At 32.8% G+C, this 18,984-nt stretch carries 16 protein-coding genes; all 16 read left to right on the top strand.

Annotated elements, in window-relative coordinates; genetic code table 11:
• Nucleotides 1-313 precede the first annotated feature (313 nt).
• Nucleotides 314-2,845, top strand: coding sequence for an FAD-dependent oxidoreductase (locus tag JOC47_RS06175; RefSeq protein WP_204701189.1), 2,532 nt, complete (start codon nucleotides 314-316; stop codon nucleotides 2,843-2,845).
• Nucleotides 2,846-2,871: 26 nt separating this feature from the next.
• Nucleotides 2,872-3,585 carry a TVP38/TMEM64 family protein gene (locus tag JOC47_RS06170; protein WP_204701188.1) on the top strand — a complete coding sequence of 238 codons (714 nt, stop codon included), beginning with the start codon at nucleotides 2,872-2,874 and terminating at the stop codon, nucleotides 3,583-3,585.
• 353 nt (nucleotides 3,586-3,938) lie between these two features.
• On the top strand, nucleotides 3,939-5,165 hold the full coding sequence (locus tag JOC47_RS06165) for an ABC transporter substrate-binding protein (RefSeq protein ID WP_204701187.1): 1,227 nt from the start codon (nucleotides 3,939-3,941) through the stop codon (nucleotides 5,163-5,165).
• Nucleotides 5,166-5,386: 221 nt separating this feature from the next.
• Entirely contained in the window at nucleotides 5,387-6,256 is an 870-nt protein-coding gene (locus JOC47_RS06160; protein WP_239550949.1) for an ABC transporter permease, read from the top strand.
• Nucleotides 6,257-6,278: 22 nt separating this feature from the next.
• Nucleotides 6,279-7,088, top strand: coding sequence for an ABC transporter permease (locus JOC47_RS06155; RefSeq protein ID WP_204701185.1), 810 nt, complete (start codon nucleotides 6,279-6,281; stop codon nucleotides 7,086-7,088).
• 116 nt (nucleotides 7,089-7,204) lie between these two features.
• A complete protein-coding gene (locus JOC47_RS06150) occupies nucleotides 7,205-8,269 on the top strand; it encodes an ABC transporter ATP-binding protein (RefSeq protein ID WP_204701184.1) in 1,065 nt (354 codons plus the stop codon).
• A 2-nt stretch (nucleotides 8,270-8,271) separates the two neighbouring features.
• Complete coding sequence (locus JOC47_RS06145; protein ID WP_204701183.1) at nucleotides 8,272-8,958, top strand: TIGR04283 family arsenosugar biosynthesis glycosyltransferase; 687 nt, start codon at nucleotides 8,272-8,274, stop codon at nucleotides 8,956-8,958.
• Between the two features lie 339 nt (nucleotides 8,959-9,297).
• A complete protein-coding gene (locus JOC47_RS06140; RefSeq protein ID WP_204701182.1) occupies nucleotides 9,298-9,981 on the top strand; it encodes a TIGR04282 family arsenosugar biosynthesis glycosyltransferase in 684 nt (227 codons plus the stop codon).
• Between the two features lie 32 nt (nucleotides 9,982-10,013).
• Complete coding sequence (locus JOC47_RS06135; protein WP_204701181.1) at nucleotides 10,014-11,042, top strand: aminoglycoside phosphotransferase family protein; 1,029 nt, start codon at nucleotides 10,014-10,016, stop codon at nucleotides 11,040-11,042.
• 377 nt (nucleotides 11,043-11,419) lie between these two features.
• The gene (locus tag JOC47_RS06130; protein WP_204701180.1) at nucleotides 11,420-12,451 is read left to right on the top strand and encodes a hypothetical protein; all 1,032 of its coding nucleotides are present in this window, start codon (nucleotides 11,420-11,422) and stop codon (nucleotides 12,449-12,451) included.
• 12 nt (nucleotides 12,452-12,463) lie between these two features.
• Nucleotides 12,464-12,961, top strand: coding sequence for a hypothetical protein (locus JOC47_RS06125; RefSeq protein WP_204701179.1), 498 nt, complete (start codon nucleotides 12,464-12,466; stop codon nucleotides 12,959-12,961).
• 57 nt (nucleotides 12,962-13,018) lie between these two features.
• Complete coding sequence (locus JOC47_RS06120; RefSeq protein ID WP_204701178.1) at nucleotides 13,019-13,411, top strand: hypothetical protein; 393 nt, start codon at nucleotides 13,019-13,021, stop codon at nucleotides 13,409-13,411.
• 491 nt (nucleotides 13,412-13,902) lie between these two features.
• A complete protein-coding gene (locus JOC47_RS06115) occupies nucleotides 13,903-14,673 on the top strand; it encodes a hypothetical protein (RefSeq protein ID WP_204701177.1) in 771 nt (256 codons plus the stop codon).
• 36 nt (nucleotides 14,674-14,709) lie between these two features.
• Nucleotides 14,710-14,952, top strand: coding sequence for a hypothetical protein (locus JOC47_RS06110; protein ID WP_204701176.1), 243 nt, complete (start codon nucleotides 14,710-14,712; stop codon nucleotides 14,950-14,952).
• A gap of 12 nt (nucleotides 14,953-14,964) precedes the next feature.
• Nucleotides 14,965-17,211 (top strand): LysM domain-containing protein, encoded by a 2,247-nt coding sequence (locus tag JOC47_RS06105; protein ID WP_204701175.1) that lies wholly within the window; start codon nucleotides 14,965-14,967, stop codon nucleotides 17,209-17,211.
• Nucleotides 17,212-17,363: 152 nt separating this feature from the next.
• Nucleotides 17,364-18,974, top strand: a complete 1,611-nt coding sequence (locus tag JOC47_RS06100; RefSeq protein ID WP_204701174.1) for a hypothetical protein — start codon at nucleotides 17,364-17,366, stop codon at nucleotides 18,972-18,974.
• Nucleotides 18,975-18,984: the final 10 nt, after the last annotated feature.

The following is an 18,984-nucleotide window of genomic DNA, read 5'->3' as shown; positions in this document are numbered from 1 at the left end:
AGTCAAAAGAAAAGTTAAAAAAGTTTGGAGCTAGCTGTTGTGGACTATGGGCAGCAAAAAGAATTTGTGGCCCGATGGCTCGTGTTTTAGTTCCTGAACTACAAATCAATTTTTAAAAGAGGGTTAAATTATATAAAATAACGCTATTTTTAGTTGTTTTTGTGGAAAAACTACAAAAAAGGTGTCAAAAATTAGCTTAATATTATAAAGACAAATATTGTTTTAAGAGTTATAATTAATAGTAGAATAATGAATAAAAATTTTAAATTCACTTGTGAAAAATATATTTTATGAAAGTGGGAGGGGATTTCCTTTGTTATCTGAACAACTTGTTGACAAAATGAATGAAGTAGTAGAAGATTGTATGGGGGATGCTCCAGCAGCATGTGTAGCTACTTGTCCGCTGCATATTGATGCTAAGGGGTATATTGATTTAATTAAAGACGGAAAACCAAAAGAAGCATTAGAATTAATTCGAGAGACTACGCCTTTTCCAGGGATTTTAGGTAGAGTTTGTGCGCATCCTTGTGAAGAAAAGTGCAAAAGGAATGATGTTGAAGAAGCATTATCAATTAAGAATTTAAAACGTTATGCAGCTAAGTTTGATGATCCTTCTGATTGGGATTTAAGTACTGAGCCTGACACTGGTAAAGAGATTGCTATTATAGGATCTGGTCCAGCAGGGGCAACAGCGGCTTATGATTTAGTAAAAGAAGGTCATGATGTGACTATTTATGAGAAATTACCAGTAGTAGGTGGTATGCTGCGAGTAGGAATTCCAGCTTATCGTCTACCTCATGATGTAATTGATGAAGAATATAGTATCTTAGAAAAATTAGGAGTTGAAATTAAGCTAAATACAGAGATTGGCGAAGATATTCCATTTGAAAAACTAGAGAATGACTATGATGCAGTATTTGTAGCTCATGGTGCTCATGAGAGTGTTATGCTGCCAATTGATGGCTCTGATTTAGAAGGTGTTAAGCCTGGTGTTGATATTTTACGTAAAGCAGGTTTAGAAAATTATGATGAAATAGATATTGGTGAAGATGTAGTAGTAGTTGGTGGCGGTAATGTAGCTATGGATGTAGCTCGAACTGTGTTAAGAGTTGGAGCTGAGAATGTAGATATTGCTTGTCTTGAAGATAGAGAAGATATGCCGGCTCATGAATGGGAAGTTGTCGATGCTGAAGAAGAAGGAGTGGAAGTTCACAACGGTTGGGGCCCACTAAAAATTGAAGGTGAAGATGCAGTAGAAAAGATGACTTTCAAGAAATGTACTAAAGTATTTGATGAAGGTGGAGACTTTAACCCTGAATATGATGTTTGTGAATTGAAGGAACTTGATTGTGATACAGTAATCTTTGCTATTGGTCAGAGTGCTCAATCTGAATTTTTAGAAGATCATTCAGGAGTTGAGTTAAATAAAGGTGGTAAAGTAGATTCTGACGATCTAACCTTACAAACTGATAAAGAACATGTATTTAGTGGTGGAGATGTAGCAGGGCGACCATTATTAGCAGTAGAAGCTATGGCTCATGGACGTAAAGCTGCTACTTCTATTGACCGTTATTTAAATAATGAAGATATGACTGTTGATCGTGAACATGAAGGTTCTTATGAAACATGGTTAGATAAAGATGTTGATGAGCCGCGTAAAGAACGGGTAGATATGGAAATGATGCCAGTAGAAGAAAGATTAGATAACTTTGATGAAGTAGAATTAGGCTTTAATGAAGAAGATGCTTTAGAAGAAGCCGATCGTTGTTTACAGTGTGAATGTAAAGATTGTGTTGGAGAATGTGAATTCTTAGATGAATACTGTGAACATCCAAAAGAATTGATGGAGAAGTTATTAGAAGATCCATCTGATGTGGATAATTTAGCGATGTCCTACTTCTGTAACTTATGTGATACATGTACAGTTTATTGTCCAAATGATTTTGAATTGGCTGATATATTCTTGGAAATCAGAGAAGAATTAGTAGATGAGGGAGAAGGTCCATTAAAAGGACATAATCCAGTGACTAAGTTCCATCAACCACTTGGTTTTTCTAGTCTGTTTACTACTAAGCTAGGTGATAAACAAGCTGGAGAGACAAAACGTGTCTTCTTCCCAGGCTGTAGTTTATCTTCTTATGCACCTGAGGTTGTGGCTAAGACTTATGATTATCTACAACAGAACCTACCAGGTACAGGATTTATCTTGAAGTGTTGTGGAGCACCGACTCATATGGTTGGTCAACATGAAAAATTTGATGAACGTTTTGATAGTTTAATTCAAGATGTACGTGATTTAGGAGCAACTGAAATCATTACTGCTTGTCCTGATTGTACTCACAATATTATGGATAATGCACCTGATGATATTGAGGTTACTACTTTATATGAAGTATTAGATGAGATTGGCGTTCCTGAAGATAGAAAGGGAGTTGCTAACGGAAAGACTATTTCTATTCATGACTCTTGTCAGACACGTGACTTTACTGAAGTACATGATAGTGTGCGTCATATAGCTGAAGAATTAGGCTTAGAGGTTGATGAATTTGAGCACAGCCGTGAAGATACACGTTGTTGTGGATTTGGTGGTATGGTGCTATTAGCTAATGAAGACCTATCTACTGATGTAATGGCAAGAAGAGCAAATCAAACTGATAAAGATGTAGTCACTTATTGTGCTGCTTGTCGTGAATCAATGACCATGGTTGATAAGTCTTCTTATCACTTATTAGAATTCTTATTTAGTGATGACTGGAAAGAAGGAGCACATGGACTTGATAATCCATTGAAGCAGTGGTATAAGCGTTGGAAGACTAAAAGAGAAGCTAAAAAGGTTTCTAAATAATTCTATCCTAAGGGGAGGATATTTAAATGAGTAAAGAAAGTAGTGGGAGTAATAATTGGATTAAAATTGTAGCATTTATAGCAATTATTGTGGCTGTATTTTTCGTAGTGAAGCAGATGGGATATATGAAATATTTAAAAGACCCACAAATGCTGAAGCAAGCAATTGATGGTTTAGGATTTTGGGGTCCTGTAGTATTCATTGGCTTATGGATTGCTTCTGCAGTCTTCTTGTTACCTGGTGGTGCATTAGGCTTAGTAGGAGGAGTTTTATTTGGCCCGTGGTTAGGAACTACTTATACTATCTTCGGTGCTACTTTAGGAGCAGTAGCTGCATTCTTAGCAGGTAAATATGTAGCTCGTGATATGGTTAAAAGTATGGTAGAAAATAATCCTAAATTACAAAAGATTGATAAGGGAGTAGAAGAAGAGGGCTGGCGTTTTCTAATGTTAACTCGTCTAGTACCTGTGTTCCCTTATAATGTACAAAACTATGTTTATGCTCTAACAGCAGTTGATTTATTGACATATACATGGACTACTTTTGTATTTATGCTACCTGGTAGTCTAGCATTTTCTTTTGCTGGAGGAGCTGTTACTTCAGGCGGAAGTCCTGTAAAGATTATCGCTTATTTAGCAGTAGCAGGATTAGTTCTATTTGGAATTTCTCTAATTCCAAAATGGTTAAAGAAGAAAAGCGATGCTGATGTATTAGATGAAATAGAAGAAGCAGAAGAATAGGATATGGTGCAATGAAATAGACCGAGTTTTCGGTCTATTTCATATTTTATTTTAAAAATCTACAGATATCGTGTATAATTTAAATTAGCTATTTGCTGTGGGCTATGGGCGGTTAGTCAAAACCAAAACTAAAAGCAAGGTCACCGGTAGTAGTTAGCAGTCAGCTTTAAGAAAAAGCAAAATTAAAAGTAGTTGTCAAGTTTTAGATGGTTGGCCATCAAAAAAATAAATATTAGCAATAAACTAGAGTGAGAATAATATTATGTAGAGAGTTTTACTAATCTTATTTTTAAATAAAATATATTTCAAAACTACATACTAAGAATTATGAAAAAAGCAGGGGGGATTGACAAATGAAAAAAATTAGTTTGTTTTTATTAATTTTATTATTAGTATTAACAGTAGGATGTGGGAATCAAGTTACAGAGGAAGAAGAAACTAGTTTGTTAGATCAAAATTGGGAGCAGATAAAAAAACAAGCTGAAGGAAGTAAAGTCAATTTTTATATGTGGGGCGGTAATCGAACTATAAATCATTGGGTTGATACATATGTTGCCTCGCAATTAAAAGAAAAGTATAATGTTGAGTTAAATAGAGTGCCAATGGGCCCTGACGATTATCTAAATAAATTGTTAGGTGAAAAGCAAGTTGGCAAAACAGATGGTAGTATTGATTTATTGTGGATTAATGGGGAGAACTTTAAAACTGCGCGAGAAAATGATTTGCTTTGGGGACCGTTTGTAGAGAAGTTACCTAACTATGAAAAGTACCTTGATACTGATGCTGATAAGAATACTACTGACTTTGGTGAACCAACTAAGGGCTATGAGGCTCCTTACAGTCGAGCCCAGTTTGTATTTGTGTATGACCAAGCAAAAGTGGAAAATGTTCCGCAAAATTATGAAGAACTGATTGCTTGGATTAAAGAACATCCAGGCAAGTTCACTTATCCAGCTCCGCCAGATTTTACGGGAAGTGCTTTTGTGCGGCATGTGATTTATCGTGAAACAGGTGGCTATGAGCAGTATTATGATATGACGAAAGAAGAAGTACGGGAAGCAATTCAACCAGCTATGGAAAAGTTAGCTGAATTAGAACCTTATCTATGGCGTAAAGGAGAAACATATCCGGCTACAATTGCTCAAATGGATAATATGTTTACTGATGGTGAAGTATGGATGAGCATGGGTTATGATCCAAGTAAAGCAACTTCTAAGATTAAAAAAGGTAATTATCCTGATACAGCAAGAACTTTTGTATTAGAAAAAGGAACTATTTCTAATACTAATTTCTTAGCTATTCCATTTAATGCAACTCATAAAGCAGCAGCATTAGTGGCAGCTAATTTCTTAGAGAGCTTTGAAGCTCAGTATTCAAAGTATAATCCTGATAACTGGGGAGCACTGCCAGTCTTTAGCTATGATAAGCTTAATCAAGAGCAAAAGTCTCAACTAGATGAGTTAGATTTAGGAAAAGCAACTCTATCTCAAGAAACTTTAGATGAGCATAGTGTACCTGAATTACCTGCTGATATAGTACCGATCATTGAAGAGGAATGGAAGGAAGTAGTAGGGCAGTAAGACAGTAACTAGTGATCAGTAATGAGTAAAGAGAGAAAAGCAGTAAAAACAGTAATCAGTGACTAGTGATGAGTGAAGAGTAAAGATGGTAGACAGTAATCAGTAAAAAACAAGAGAGTCAAATCTGTTTTTAGTTTGTAAGGTTTTGCCTTTAACTCATTACTCATTACTCATTACTTCTTACTAGTCACTGTTCTTAATGATTGGAGGAATTGATGCTTATGTGGAAGAAGCGTTCATTATGGGAACCATATCTGCTATTATTACCTGCTTTAGTTGTATTAGGTGGTTTGTTTTTAGGAGGGGTAGTTCTAGGAGTACTACAGAGTTTTGGCTATTTCCCATTGATTGGATTAAATAATTTTACCTTTGAATATTATACTGAAATGTTATCTAGTCCTGAATTTTTAGATGCATTGGGCTATAGTTTATATATTTCTGTTGTATCTTCAGTATTGGCTGCTGTAATTGGAGTGTTTTTAGCTTATCAATTAGCAAAGCTGCCTAAAAAACATACTCTGGTAAAATTAATTTATAAATTACCAATTGTTGTGCCGCATATTATAGCTACTTTATTAGTGTTTTTATTCTTTACGCAGAGTGGATTATTATCTAGAATTTTATATAATTTAGGAATTATTGAACAGATAGAAAGTTTTCCTGCTTTAGTATTTGATAAAAAGGGGATTGGAATTATATTAGTTTATTTATGGAAAGAGATACCTTTTATTGCGTTGATTACGTATACTGTTTTAAAACATATTAATACTTCTTTTGAAGAGGTGGCAGCTAATTTAGGGGCCAATAGTCGGCAGATCTTTTGGCATATTTATTTACCACTGTCATTACCGAGTATTGGGTCGGCAGTAATTATTGTCTTTGCGTTTTCTTTTGGTGCCTTTGAAATCCCATTTTTATTAGGGCCAACCTATCCAAAGACCTTACCAGTTATGGCTTATCAACGGTATATTAGTTCTGATTTGATGCAGCGGCCTTATGCGATGGTAATTGCTGTTGTTTTAACGGTGATTTGTGTAGGTCTAATTTATTTATATAAAAAATCAGTAGATTTAATGCTTCGCTATAATTAGTTGTAATTAGGAGGAAAAACTGATGGAAGATAGATCTAAAATACTACGATTAACTCTGATATATAGTCTATTTTTTGTATTAGTATTTCCGTTATTAGTTTTGGCTTTATGGGCTTTTACTGGTAGTTGGCCCTGGCCTGGTTTGTTGCCGCAGTCTTGGACTTTAGAAGGCTGGAAGTATTTCTTGAATCCAGTTAATGGGGCTTTAGAAGCTTTACAGACTAGTTTTTTAATTGGCTTAGGTGTTACTATTTTAGCTTTAGCAGTTAGTATTCCAGCTGGGAAAGCATTAGGAGTGTATGACTTTCCTGGTAAAGAGTTTATTAAGATTTTTGTGCTAGCACCAATTATTGTACCTCCGTTAGCAGTAACTTTAGGAATTCATATTAATTTTATTAAATTTGGCTTAAGTGATAGTATTCCAGGAGTTATTTTAGTTCATTTGATTCCGACGATTCCCTATTCAATTCGAATTTTAACTAATGTATTTGAAGCAGTCGGCAATAAGATGGAAGCTCAAGCGCAAGTATTAGGAGCTAGTATGTGGCAGAGATTCATCCATGTTACTTTACCATTGATTTATCCCGGCATTCTTTCAGCAGGAATTATGGTCTTTATTGTATCCTTCAGCCAATACTTTTTAACTTTCTTAATTGGGGGAGGACAAGTTGTAACTTTTCCTATGGTTTTATTTCCATTAGTTAATAGCGGTGATCGAATGTTAGCAGCAGTTTATAGTCTAGTATTTATTGGAGCAGCATTATTTTTTACTATTATTATGGAAAGACTATTTAAAAGTGGAGAGGAAAGAAGTGATCACTTTTATTTATAAAGTTTTATTTTATAAAACTTTATAGTAATGAGTAATGAGAAAAGAGGGATGAGTAAAAGTCAAAAGATAAAAAAACTTTTTACTCTTTACTGAATTAAATAAAGGGAGTAATTAATATGGTAGAAATAAAATTGCAGGATATAACTAAAGAATTTACAGGAGAAGAAGTAATTAAAGATTTAGATTTAACTGTTGAACCTGGAGAGCTAGTAGCTTTGCTTGGTCCTTCAGGCTGTGGTAAGACTACTACTTTAAATTTAATTGCTGGTCTGTTAGCACCAGAAGCAGGAGATATATTATTTGATGGTGAATCTGTTTTAGATGTAGCAACTGAAACGCGGGGGGCAGTTTTAGTCTTTCAGGATTATTTATTATTCCCTCACATGAATGTAGCAGATAATATTGCCTTTGGATTAAAGATGCGTGGTGAAGGTGAAGAAAGTAGAAAGAGGAAAGTGCATGATTTATTAGATTTAGTGGGGTTGTCTGGATATGAAGAAAGTTATCCTCATAATTTATCAGGAGGTCAACAGCAGCGGGTAGCCTTGGCCCGAGCTTTAGCAATCAATCCTGAAGTTTTATTATTAGATGAGCCCTTTTCTAATTTAGATGCTAATTTACGGGCTGATATGCAGAAATTCATCCGCAATTTACATTTAGAAGAGGAAATGACTACTATTTTTGTGACCCATGATCGTGATGAAGCAATGTTGATAGCAGATAGAATAGCAGTGATGAATGATGGGATTATTGAGCAGTATGGGACAGCAGAAGAGTTATATAAGCATCCCCAAACTGACTTTGTAGCTGATTTCTTTGGCAAGGCTAATTATTTACAAGGAGAAATTCAAAATGGAGAGTTTAGTTGTGCTGCTGGTGATTTGCCAGTGCATGAAGATTTAGTAGCTCCAGGAATTAAGATAGAAGAAGGTAAAGAATTAGCAGTAATGATTAGACCTGAATTTATCGAATTTGCTTCAGCTACTGAAGATGATAATTGTCAAGTTCATTTAGAGGGCGTTATTTGTGAAAAAAGATTTGTTGGAGAAAGAATTTTTTATGAAATTTTAGTTAATGGACAAGTGTTACAGGTGACAGTACTGCCTCCGTCTGAATTTGAAATTAAAGAAGAAGTAGAGTTAGTATTAGATGTTAATAACTTGTGGTATATGGAGGTTTGAAAATGAAACCATTAATTTCAGTGATTATTCCTGTCTTAAATGAAGAGGACGGAATTGTAGATATTTTAGAGCATGTTAATAGTTTAGCAGGGAATAAAGAAGTGATAGTAGTTGATGGGGGGAGTACAGATCAAACCCTGCAATTAGCAGAAGAATTGGCAGACCAAGTCTGTGAAACAGAAGCAGGCCGAGGCCATCAGATGAATTATGGGGCTCAAGGTGCTGGAGGCGATGTATTATTTTTCTTACATAGTGATTCATGGTTAGAAGAAGGATCTTTATTGGAATTAGAAGAAGTAATGCAGAAGCAAGAAATTATTGGCGGCTGTTTTAGTTTAAAAATTGATGATGATTCCTGGCCGCTTAAATTTATTGCTTGGACTTCTAATTTACGGGCCAAATACTTAAATTTGATTTTTGGTGATCAAGGGATTTTTGTTCGGCGTGAGGTTTTTGAACAGTTAAATGGCTATCCTGAGATTGAATTAATGGAAGATTGGGAGTTTTCGCAGCAGTTAGCTAAACAAGAGGGTAAGTTAAAGCAATTAGAACATAAAATTTATACTTCGGCTCGCCGTTGGGAGAAGAATGGTACCTGGCGTACTATTTGGTTGATGCATAAGATTAAATTTCTTTATCTGTTGGGAGTAGATCCGGAGAAGTTAAGAGAAATATATAGGAAAGGGTAGTAAGAGCAGTAACTAGTGATCAGTGATGAGTGACAAGAAAAACAGTGAAGAGAACATAGTGATGAGTAAATAGTGAAGAGGAAACAAAACAGTAATCAGTCACAAGAAAAACAGTAAGAAAATAAGATAGAAATCAGTGATGAGTGACAAGAAAAAATAGTGATCAGTAATGAGTAAACAGTGAAGAGAGGAAACAAAACAGTGATGAGTGACAAGAAAAACAATGAAAAGCAGGAAGTAAAGATAAAACAGTGATGAGTAAAGAGATAAGAGATTAAAAACAAGAAAAAATAAAATCAAAAGAGAAAGTAATTATTAATTACGATAGAGGTGATATAGTTGTCGACGGGAATTGTGTTAATGAGTCGAGCGCCGATTCCAGGTCAAACTAAAACAAGATTGGAAGCGGAGTTGAGTCTTGAAGAATGTGCTCAATTACATAAAGCATTTTTAAAAGATATGGGTCAGATGTTGTTAAAAGTACAAGAACACCGAGATATTAATCTTTACTTAGCCTATACTCCAGCAGGTACTGTTGATATGTTTGATGATTTAATTCCAACAGAGTTTGAAAGATTTCTGCAACGAGGACAGGATTTAGGGGCTAAAATGGAGGAAGCATTAAGTTATGCTGCTCAAGCTAATGACGAAGAAATTGTGATTGGTAGTGATTTACCTGCTCTCCAACCACAAGTATTGATTAGAGCTATTGATTTGCTACAGGAAAATGATATTGTGTTAGGTCCTTCTGAAGATGGGGGCTATTATTTATGTGGGACTAATCAACCATATTCATTCTTGTTTGATGATATATTGTGGGGGCAGGAAGATGTTTTAAAAGCAACTATTGCCAAGATTGAAAATCAAGATAATTTAAGTTATGATTTAGTTGCTAGCTGTGGAGATATAGATTACTGTTCTGAATTAATAGAACTAAAAGAAAAATTGCAACAGGCAGAAGAATGGAAATCTTATCCTCAACATACAGCAGAAAGAATAGAAAAATTAAAAATGAAAATATAAAATAATTAGACTTATTTACAAGGGGGTATATTATGTCGGAAACATCATTAGATAAAGATCAGTTGTTAAAAGAAGTTGAACATTATGTGCAGCGGGAGAAATTAAAGCAGCAGCTGCAGTTAACTGGAGAGCCTGAGGCGTCGTTTTTGGCCCAAGGAGAGTACAATCTTAACTTTTTAATTGAAGCTGATAATAAAAAGGTAGTCCTGCGTTTAAACACGGGTAGTCAAATGAATCTTGATAACCAAATAAAGTATGAATATAATGCTTTAGAATACTTAGAAAAATCGGGGGTAACTCCTAAACCTTTATTGTTAGATGATCGAGAACAAGAATTGCCATTAGGAATGTTAGTGATGAATTACTTACCAGGTCGCAGTATGCATTATCGTGAAGATTTACTTGCTGCTGCTCGTGTATTAGCTAAAGTACATAATGTAGAAGTGCCTGATGATCATCAATTAATTACTGAGTCAAAGCCTTTATCGGGGATTTGGAAAGAATGTGCGGAATTAGTACCTACTTATCTTAATTCTGACTTAGGAAAATATAAAGTTAAGAAAATAATTGATAAAATGGTGACTGAATTAGATGATTTACGGAGTAATGAACAAGATATTATGGACTTATTACCGTACTCATTTGTAAATACTGAGGTTAACTCTGGTAACTTTATTATTAATGAAGAAGATGATGAGGCTTATTTAGTAGATTGGGAGAAACCTCTTGTGACTAGTCCCCTGCAGGATTTAAGTCACTTTATGGTGCCGACAACTACTTTATGGAAGACTGATTATCAATTAGATCAATCAGAGAGAGAGGATTTTTTAGCTGCTTACTGCGAAGAACGTAATTTATCTAATAATACATTAAAAGAGATGAAAGAAGCACTAGAAATCTTTGATAAATTTTCTGCTATGCGCGGTATTTCTTGGTCGGCTATGGCTTGGGTTGAATATCAGCAACCTGATAGAATGCTGAAGAATCAAGATACTTTTGAAACAATGGATGAATACTTAACTGAAGAATTTTTGAGTAATCTGTTCCCAGAATTCAGTTAAAAAATATAAAAATAAAGATAAATAATTAATTTTAATTGCCAGAAAACTCTAATTGAAGTGATATGTAGTGTAAGTTATCAATCATTTCAATAGTTTTCTGGCTTTTTATTTTTTGAAATAGGTTATCTTTTTTACTATAGTTGAAAATATTAGAATATAATGGTAAAATTGATTTATGAACTATTTTCTGTTTAGGAAATTTTAAAGTCGCTGCGAAACACTTTTACAGTCATTTTAATAAATTTCGTTTTAAATAAATTATTATTTGGAGGCGAATATAAAATGAGAGACAAAAAAGTGGGATACTAAATCAAATTATAATGTGGGTTGTAATTATATTTGGCCTTTTCATGATTTTTCGAGTTGCTATCGGAATTATGGGTAGCCATAATAAAGAAGCTGTTAGAGCTAAGATAAAAGATTATCTCTATGAAAAGTATGGAGAAGAATTTGTGGTAGACAGAATTGGTCAAAGAAGAAGAAGAGGAGATGTTTTTTATCAAGCAAGAATATATCCTGAAGCAATTATAGGTACTAATAAATGGTGGGATGATTATTATTATGCAAGTGCAAGTGTAGCTAAGAAATCTTTTGGCAGGTTAGGTGGTGTTGGTGATAGTTATAGTTATGTAATGATGAATAAGACTGGTGAAGAATATTTATTACCTAAAGTAAAAGATATATTTGGAGATAGAGTCCGGTTAAAAGTAGATAGTGAAATAGAAATTTGGGGACGAGAAGATGTAATAGTAAAAGAATATAGAAAAAGAGATCCAAGTAGTGATGGGACAGATTCTTTTATAGGATATAAGGAATCAGATTTTAAAAAAGCTAAGGAAAGAGTGGTAAATGATCCAGAAAAGAACAGATTATTTTTAGACCTTGATGTATATATTTTCGACCGCATAGAAGATGATAATGAGAAAGAGAAAAGAAGAAAAGATATTTTTGAATTTGTGCAGTATTTGAAGGAGGAAGGGTTGTTTGAGTATTTAGAAATGAGGATAGTTTTTGTTGATGAAAGGGTGCTTGCTAATAGTTATGATGAGTTTGAGAGAGAAGTAAATTCTTCTCATAAAGTACGGAAGTATATAGAAGAAGAAAATACAATGGTAGAATTACCACCAGAGGATTTACGAAAAGAGATGTCAAGAAAGTTAGAAAAAGAAATTGATGGAATGAGTGAGGAAGAACTGTTGGCTAATATGGAGGGGATAAGAAAAGATGAGTTAAATTATGATGATTTAAGAAAATGGAATAGTCAATATCAATGTTTGATTTATTCAATAGGTATACTTGAAGAGAAATATCCGACTTCATTGGAACAAAATCCCGATGTAGCTAGAGAGTATGAGAAATTTAAAGATGTTGGAATAGGACCAAATTTAGAGTATGTTTATATAGAATAAAGGGGGTAAATTATGAGTGAAGAAAAAATAAGTCATAAAGAATTATTAACATTTTCTAACTTAACAAATCTAGAGTGGGAATTCGTTAATTTGAAAGCCATTAAGGAAGGGGATGAAGATGCACTTGGTGAAGGAATAGTTGGTGCTAATGTATCTACCCAACTAAACGACCTATTAATGCCAGAAGTATTTGCTGTCAGGGATGAAGAAGGAAACATAAAGAGATATATTTATGGAGAAGATAATAATGGGAATTACGAAGAACAACAAGGACTAATTGAGATGCGTAAACAAGCAGGCATAGCAATGGAATACTCAGAACATACAAAAGAAGGAGAAGAGGGTGATTTCTTAAAAGATTGGGAAGTAATCTATGGTGGAGACAAATATAAGATAGTAGAAGATTATTTAGATAAGCGTTGGATTTCTGTGATGAAAGAACATTTAAAGCCTGAAGATTTCAAACTAAGTGCTTTGGGTTTAACTGAAAAGGATTTTAAGACTTCTTGAGATTATAGAAATTATGACTATGAACAAGAGTATAAGAAGTATGTAGAACTAGCTAATATGCCTGAGCGAGAAGATTATGAAAAGTTTGCTAAAAATAAAGGCAAAATAGAATTTGTTGCCTCGCTAGCAAACCCAACTATTAGGTTACTAGCTCTTTGGTTTGATTTCACTAATGGTTTAAGTGCAGGAGGACAACTTACGTTTTTGAATAGAATAGCAAATCGGATAATTTATCAGCTGGGAACAAGTGATGATTATTATAGCTTAAGTTTTGGGTTTTTGTTTTTTCTTAATCCCTTTAATTTAAGTTCAGTGTTAACAGGAATAGATGCTGAAAAAGAAGGAAATGATTATATTAAAGCTGCTGGTAAAGAATTAGAAAAAAGGATGGATGATATAAATGATGCTTTAAAGGAACAGATAGTTAATAAATATACTTTGAATTTCTAATAGAGTTACAAATTTTATATTTGTATTAGAATTTTAAAGTGAAATAGATTAAAATTAAATGCCTTTTACTAGGCGTTTTTATTTTAATTTGCTCAGAAAATTATAATAATCAATTTATAAAATTGCATTAATGTTATATAATGGTAATAAAAGCATGTGATATCAGTTGAATACTCGTAATGTCTGTCAAAGTATTTCTCACTTAAAAAATTTCTTAAAACTCGTCTAAACTCACTATTATAAAAATAAAGTTAGCCTAATCAAAATGGGGGATTAGGCAGTTTGAACTTTATTTTCATTCTAGTTCACTAAGACTCGTTAATAATAAATTTTAAAGTCGTAGCGAAACACTTTCCCATTCATTTTGCTAATTTTATATATAGGGATTAGATTGAAAAAGAGAAATAGTTTGAAATATATAATTGCAGATCGATGTTGAAAAAATAATGCTTTGGAGGTGAAGGAACGTTGGCTAATCAGAGAAACTTCAGATGGACAAAAGCTCTAATTTGGGCAGTGGTTTTATTAATAGCTCCTGTGATTTTTCAAACTGTAATAGGGGATATAGGGGGGGTGATAAAGAAACTGTAAGAGCGAAGATAAAAAAATATCTCTATGAGAAATATGGAGAAAAATTTGTAGTAGATAGGATCGGTCAAAGAAAAATTAGAGATAGAGAGTTTTACCAAGCGAGAATATATCCTAAATCGATTAAAGGTACCAATAGGTGGCTTGATGATTATTATCATGCAACTGCATCTTTGTATAAAGATACGGGTGGTATAGGAGATGGCTATGGAATAGTAAAGATGAATATGAATGCAGAAGAATATTTAATGCCTAAGGTAATAGAGTTATTTGGAGAAAGAGTCAAGCTGAAAATAGGGGTGGATTATAGAGAAAGAATAGATGACAGTAAATTTTTCAGGCGTTATTTAAAACATAATTTTGAAGAAAGACTAAAAAAAGTCAAAGAAGACCCGGAAAATAAGAGAATGATGTTAGATTTGGATGTATATGTATTTGACCGTATAGAAGATGATAAAGAGAAAGAAGAAAGGCGACAGCAGATATTTGAATTTGTGCAGTATTTGAAGGGTGAAGGATTGTTTAAGTATTTGGAGTTAGGAGTAATATTCATAGATGAAAGAGTACTAGCCCCAAGTTATAATGATTTTGAATGGGATATAAGATATGCAGATAAGGTAAAAAAAGAGATAGAAGGAGAAACAGTGAGAATGCCGCCAATGGATTTAAGATAAAAAATGTCTAAGCAATTACAAGAAGAGGTAAATAAGATGAGTGAAGAAGAGTTACTGGCTAGTATGAGGAGTATAAGGAAAAATGATTTGGATTATGAGTATTTAGATAAGTATAATGCTATACACTATGGTCTTATATATTCGGTTGGAATATTAAAAGTTAAATATAACGTATCATATGAAAAATATAAAAAAAATAATAAATTAAATCATTATTATTATAAAGATGCTTCTGAAATTAAAATAGGAAGAAATTTAGAATATATTTATATAAACTAAGGAGATGATAAAATGCCAGAAGGAGAAACAATAACTCATAGAGAGTTATTAACATTTAGTAATTTAACAAATCTTGAGTGGGAATTTGTAGATATAGAAGCAATATTGAATGGAAAGAAAATAGGTAAAGAAGGAGAAAAAGTTGAATCGATCCAACTAAAAGATCTTTTAATACCAGAAGTATTTGTAAGGAAAGAGACTGACCCAGATACTGGAGATGAAAGGGAAATGCCAATTTATCCTGAAGGAGAAGAAGGACTAATCGAGATGCGTAAACAAGCAGGCATAGCAATGGAATACTCAGAACATACAAAAGAAGGAGAAGAGGGTGACTTCTTAAAAGATTGGGAAGTAATCTATGGTGGAGACAAATATAAGATAGTAGAAGATTATTTAGATAAGCGTTGGATTTATGTGATGAAAGAACATTTAAAGCCTGAAGATTTCAAACTAAGTGCTTTGGGTTTAACTGAAAAGGATTTTAAGACTTCTCGAGATTATAGAAATTATGACTATGAACAAGAGTATAAGAAGTATGTAGAACTAGCTAATATGCCTGAGCGAGAAGATTATGAAGAGTTTGCTAAAAATAAAGGCAAAATAGAATTTGTTGCCTCGCTAGCAAATCCAACTATTAGGTTACTAGCTCCTTGGTTTGATTTTACTAATGGTTTAAGTGCAGGAGGACAACTTACGTTTTTGAATAGAATAGCAAATAGAATAATTTATCAGCTAGGAACAAATGATGATTATTATAGCTTAAGTTTTGGGGTTTTATTTTTTCTTAATCCCTTTAATTTAAGTTCAGTGTTAACAGGAATAGATGCTGAAAAAGAAGGAGATGATTATATTGAATTAATTGGTCAAGAATTAGAAAAAAGGATGGATGATATAAATAATGCTTTAAAAGAACAGAATGAAGATGGAATTAAGCTAACTGAAAAGATAGACTTATATGATGAAGGGCGGTATGATGATGATGTAGAGGAATTTAGGGTTTTAGTTTTAAAAAATGATGATAATATAGTAATTACTTGTAAAGGAGAGCAAGTTGATGATAAAGAAATATTACCTCCCGATTTTGAGTGTTTACAAATTGTTTATGACAAGATAAAAAGACAGCATCCAAAAGCTAAAATAACTTTTACTGGTTGGAAAGGTGGAGCAGAAATTAGTTTTATTTTCAGTTTATTTGCTAGTCAAGATAAGAGCTATAAAGTAAAAAAAGGTGATACCTTGTGGGATATAGCTGATGGATTAACTGGAAATAGTGCAGAGTGGGGCAAACTATCAGATGAAGCTGGTAATACTTTTACCGAAGATGCTAAAGAGAATAAGAGAGCTGCAACAGAACTGCAAATAGGTGAAGAAATCGTATATTGCCCTGCTGAAAGTGAAGATGTTCAAGGTAGATTGTTTTGTGATAATTTAAAAAGATTAACAGAACAGATGAATTTTGATTTTGAAAGTATAAATGATTTAGAATATAGCTCTGTATTTGAATTTGGGTGTCAAGGTTTAAATACAGGCGTGAATACTGCGGTATATAAAGCAATATACCTTATAGGTGAAGCAATAAAGAATGTGCTACTTATAAAATCAGGAAAAAGATTAACTTATTTAGGAATTAAAAGTTTAGTAACTGTAGGAGGGGCTACAGGGGGAACCTTAAGTTTTGCTACTATGTTAACTGCGTTAGAAACGGGATTAATGGCTTTAGTTATTTTTATTGTGTTTGAAGGGTCAGAATTTGCCATTGATATAACTGAAATGTTAGAAATGAAAGAATTACTTATAGATGAGCTAGAGTTTATTAAGAAAAATCATAAGGGAATAAAAAATTATGTTACAGATAATTGTTTAGGTCAATATCAGGTTATAAATAAAAAAGCCATTGAGGCATTAACTAAAGAAGAAATTGAAGTACAAATACTTGATGATAAGTATGGAATATATGCTAGTTATATGAAAATGAGAAGAGAAAATTCTGATTTGGTATTAAATTGGCGAGAAGATGTGGGAAGAAAAACTATCTTTTTGAATACTGAAGGAGATGTATGGATTAAATTCGAAAAAAATAATCAAGGTATCTATAAAGCCAAAAGTTTCATATATCATCTAGGTAATGTACATCGGTGGATAAAACTAACTAATGATGTCGAGTATGCTTTTAATCTGGGAGATAAAGATGTTATAGAATGGAAGATAGATGAAATAATTTCAGAAAATGAATTAAGCGAAAAATTAAGCAAAAAATAGAAAACTTAAAAACAATAAAAGAACCTAAAAAAAGAGAGAAGGAGTTAGATGAATTTTATAAGTTAAAGAGGCAAAAGAATATACTATTTAATATTAGAAAAAAGTTAAGTGATTTTTCTTCACTAAGACCTATAATGAAAATTTTGGGTAATATGCAAAGAACTTATTTAAATAAAACAGATAAATTTTTTGAAATTATCTATCCTAATATCAGTAGATACAAAAAAGGCATCAAAGTAGCAAAAGGACTACCAGAAAATATAGAGCAAGTTGAACTAAATCAAAGAGCAGTAAATGAATTTATTTTTATGCCTTATTTAGATAAAGAAGGATATATAGGGGATAAACTAAGAGATGCATATCTAGCAAGTGTATTTAAAAGTGTATTAGCCTATAAAAAAATATTTTGTTCTAATTATCATCTATCCTTTGAAGATTTAAAATATAGAACAGAAAAGATGAAACGTATTAAACACGACTTTAGAGAAATGAAAATGAATGAAGTATTTATAAGCATGATGCTAGAATATGATCAGCCAGGAGAAGTTTTTGGTAATAATTTCAAAGTCTCTCCTCATTATTATAAGCATATATTAAAGACATTATTTGATAGTAAAGGTCAAAAGTTAATAGATGAATTTTATGAAGTAGGAAATATTGAAGATATGGAAGTAAACTTTAATTTTTCTCGGTGGAAAAATCTATTGAGAGATAATGATGATATTAAAGGAGAAGTAATTATAAATCCAAATTGGGAATCATCACTAGAGTATAAATATAATCCTGAAGATATTATTGTGGGAGGAGAATTAAGATTAATTGCTTTAGATTTATCAGATGAGTTAAAAGGGATAGACAGAATAAAAGATACTGAGTATTCAGAGTACAAGCCTAATTACACTATTGTTTACGGTAGCGCAGATGAAGAAAACCCGCCTGAAGGAGAACATAAAGATCTTGAATTTTGGTGTGGGACCCATCACTGCTATGAATACATAAAACACCCGAAAGAGCATCTTTCAAAAGCTAAACAATTACTTAGTAATCCAGAGGCGGAAGTATTTATTGAAGGCCAAAAAATTGGACAGAACTTAGAACGAGAGTTAGAGTGGGAAAGTTATATTGACCATTGTCAAGATCAACAGAAGTATAGAGAAACTATTGAGCTTGAAGATGATATGATTTTGGATTTAAAATATACTTATGACTTAAATGGCGGCTTTATAAGTTTATTTAAAAAAACTAGATTTGCTTATTTAAAGGTTGAATATAGACCTATAGCAAAAGAGGATAAGAACCGAGAGTTTAAAGAGTATGACACATTATTAATTAAGGAGTTTGATGTTTATAATCAAGATTATGGGATTAAAATTCCGGATGAAGTTTTTGTTAAGGCAGGTTTTCATTCTCAACAGGATGAGAGTCAAGAGCCAGAACAAGACCAGATAGAAGTTGAAGAACATAATCAAAATAGAGCAGAGAATAAAGAAGGAAAAATTTTAATAGATGGTAAGCCTGTTACCAGCTTAGGTTTAGAGAAGAATGAAAGAGAGACAGAAGAATATTGGAAAAATTGTTTTCAAAAGATAATCAAAGGAGATTTCCTGCCGGATTTTGATGATTCTAGAGAGCAAACTAGTATCAAAATAGGATTTGAATTATGGAAAGATCATAGTGAAAATTTAAAAAAGGAACACCTTATAACTGCTATTAGAAATAAAGATGAGGAGCAGTGGTCTAAAAAATTATGCAGTAGAGGATGAATTATATTAG

Source organism: Halanaerobacter jeridensis, assembly GCF_016908315.1.
Lineage (GTDB): Bacteria > Bacillota > Halanaerobiia > Halobacteroidales > Halobacteroidaceae > Halanaerobacter > Halanaerobacter jeridensis.
The sequence above is the reverse complement of the archived record's forward strand: the minus strand, read 5'-3'. Positions and strand labels throughout refer to the sequence as shown.

What these genes read in the sequence shown, in the direction of transcription:
- JOC47_RS06170 (WP_204701188.1), top strand. Translation starts at nt 2,872, where the DNA reads ATGAGTAAAGAAAGTAGTGGGAGTAATAATTGGATTAAAATTGTAGCA.
- JOC47_RS06165 (WP_204701187.1), top strand. Translation starts at nt 3,939, where the DNA reads ATGAAAAAAATTAGTTTGTTTTTATTAATTTTATTATTAGTATTAACA.
- JOC47_RS06160 (WP_239550949.1), top strand. Translation starts at nt 5,387, where the DNA reads ATGTGGAAGAAGCGTTCATTATGGGAACCATATCTGCTATTATTACCT.
- JOC47_RS06155 (WP_204701185.1), top strand. Translation starts at nt 6,279, where the DNA reads ATGGAAGATAGATCTAAAATACTACGATTAACTCTGATATATAGTCTA.
- JOC47_RS06150 (WP_204701184.1), top strand. Translation starts at nt 7,205, where the DNA reads ATGGTAGAAATAAAATTGCAGGATATAACTAAAGAATTTACAGGAGAA.
- JOC47_RS06145 (WP_204701183.1), top strand. Translation starts at nt 8,272, where the DNA reads ATGAAACCATTAATTTCAGTGATTATTCCTGTCTTAAATGAAGAGGAC.
- JOC47_RS06135 (WP_204701181.1), top strand. Translation starts at nt 10,014, where the DNA reads ATGTCGGAAACATCATTAGATAAAGATCAGTTGTTAAAAGAAGTTGAA.
- JOC47_RS06130 (WP_204701180.1), top strand. Translation starts at nt 11,420, where the DNA reads ATGGGTAGCCATAATAAAGAAGCTGTTAGAGCTAAGATAAAAGATTAT.
- JOC47_RS06125 (WP_204701179.1), top strand. Translation starts at nt 12,464, where the DNA reads ATGAGTGAAGAAAAAATAAGTCATAAAGAATTATTAACATTTTCTAAC.
- JOC47_RS06120 (WP_204701178.1), top strand. Translation starts at nt 13,019, where the DNA reads ATGCCTGAGCGAGAAGATTATGAAAAGTTTGCTAAAAATAAAGGCAAA.
- JOC47_RS06115 (WP_204701177.1), top strand. Translation starts at nt 13,903, where the DNA reads ATGGACAAAAGCTCTAATTTGGGCAGTGGTTTTATTAATAGCTCCTGT.
- JOC47_RS06110 (WP_204701176.1), top strand. Translation starts at nt 14,710, where the DNA reads ATGAGTGAAGAAGAGTTACTGGCTAGTATGAGGAGTATAAGGAAAAAT.
- JOC47_RS06105 (WP_204701175.1), top strand. Translation starts at nt 14,965, where the DNA reads ATGCCAGAAGGAGAAACAATAACTCATAGAGAGTTATTAACATTTAGT.
- JOC47_RS06100 (WP_204701174.1), top strand. Translation starts at nt 17,364, where the DNA reads ATGCAAAGAACTTATTTAAATAAAACAGATAAATTTTTTGAAATTATC.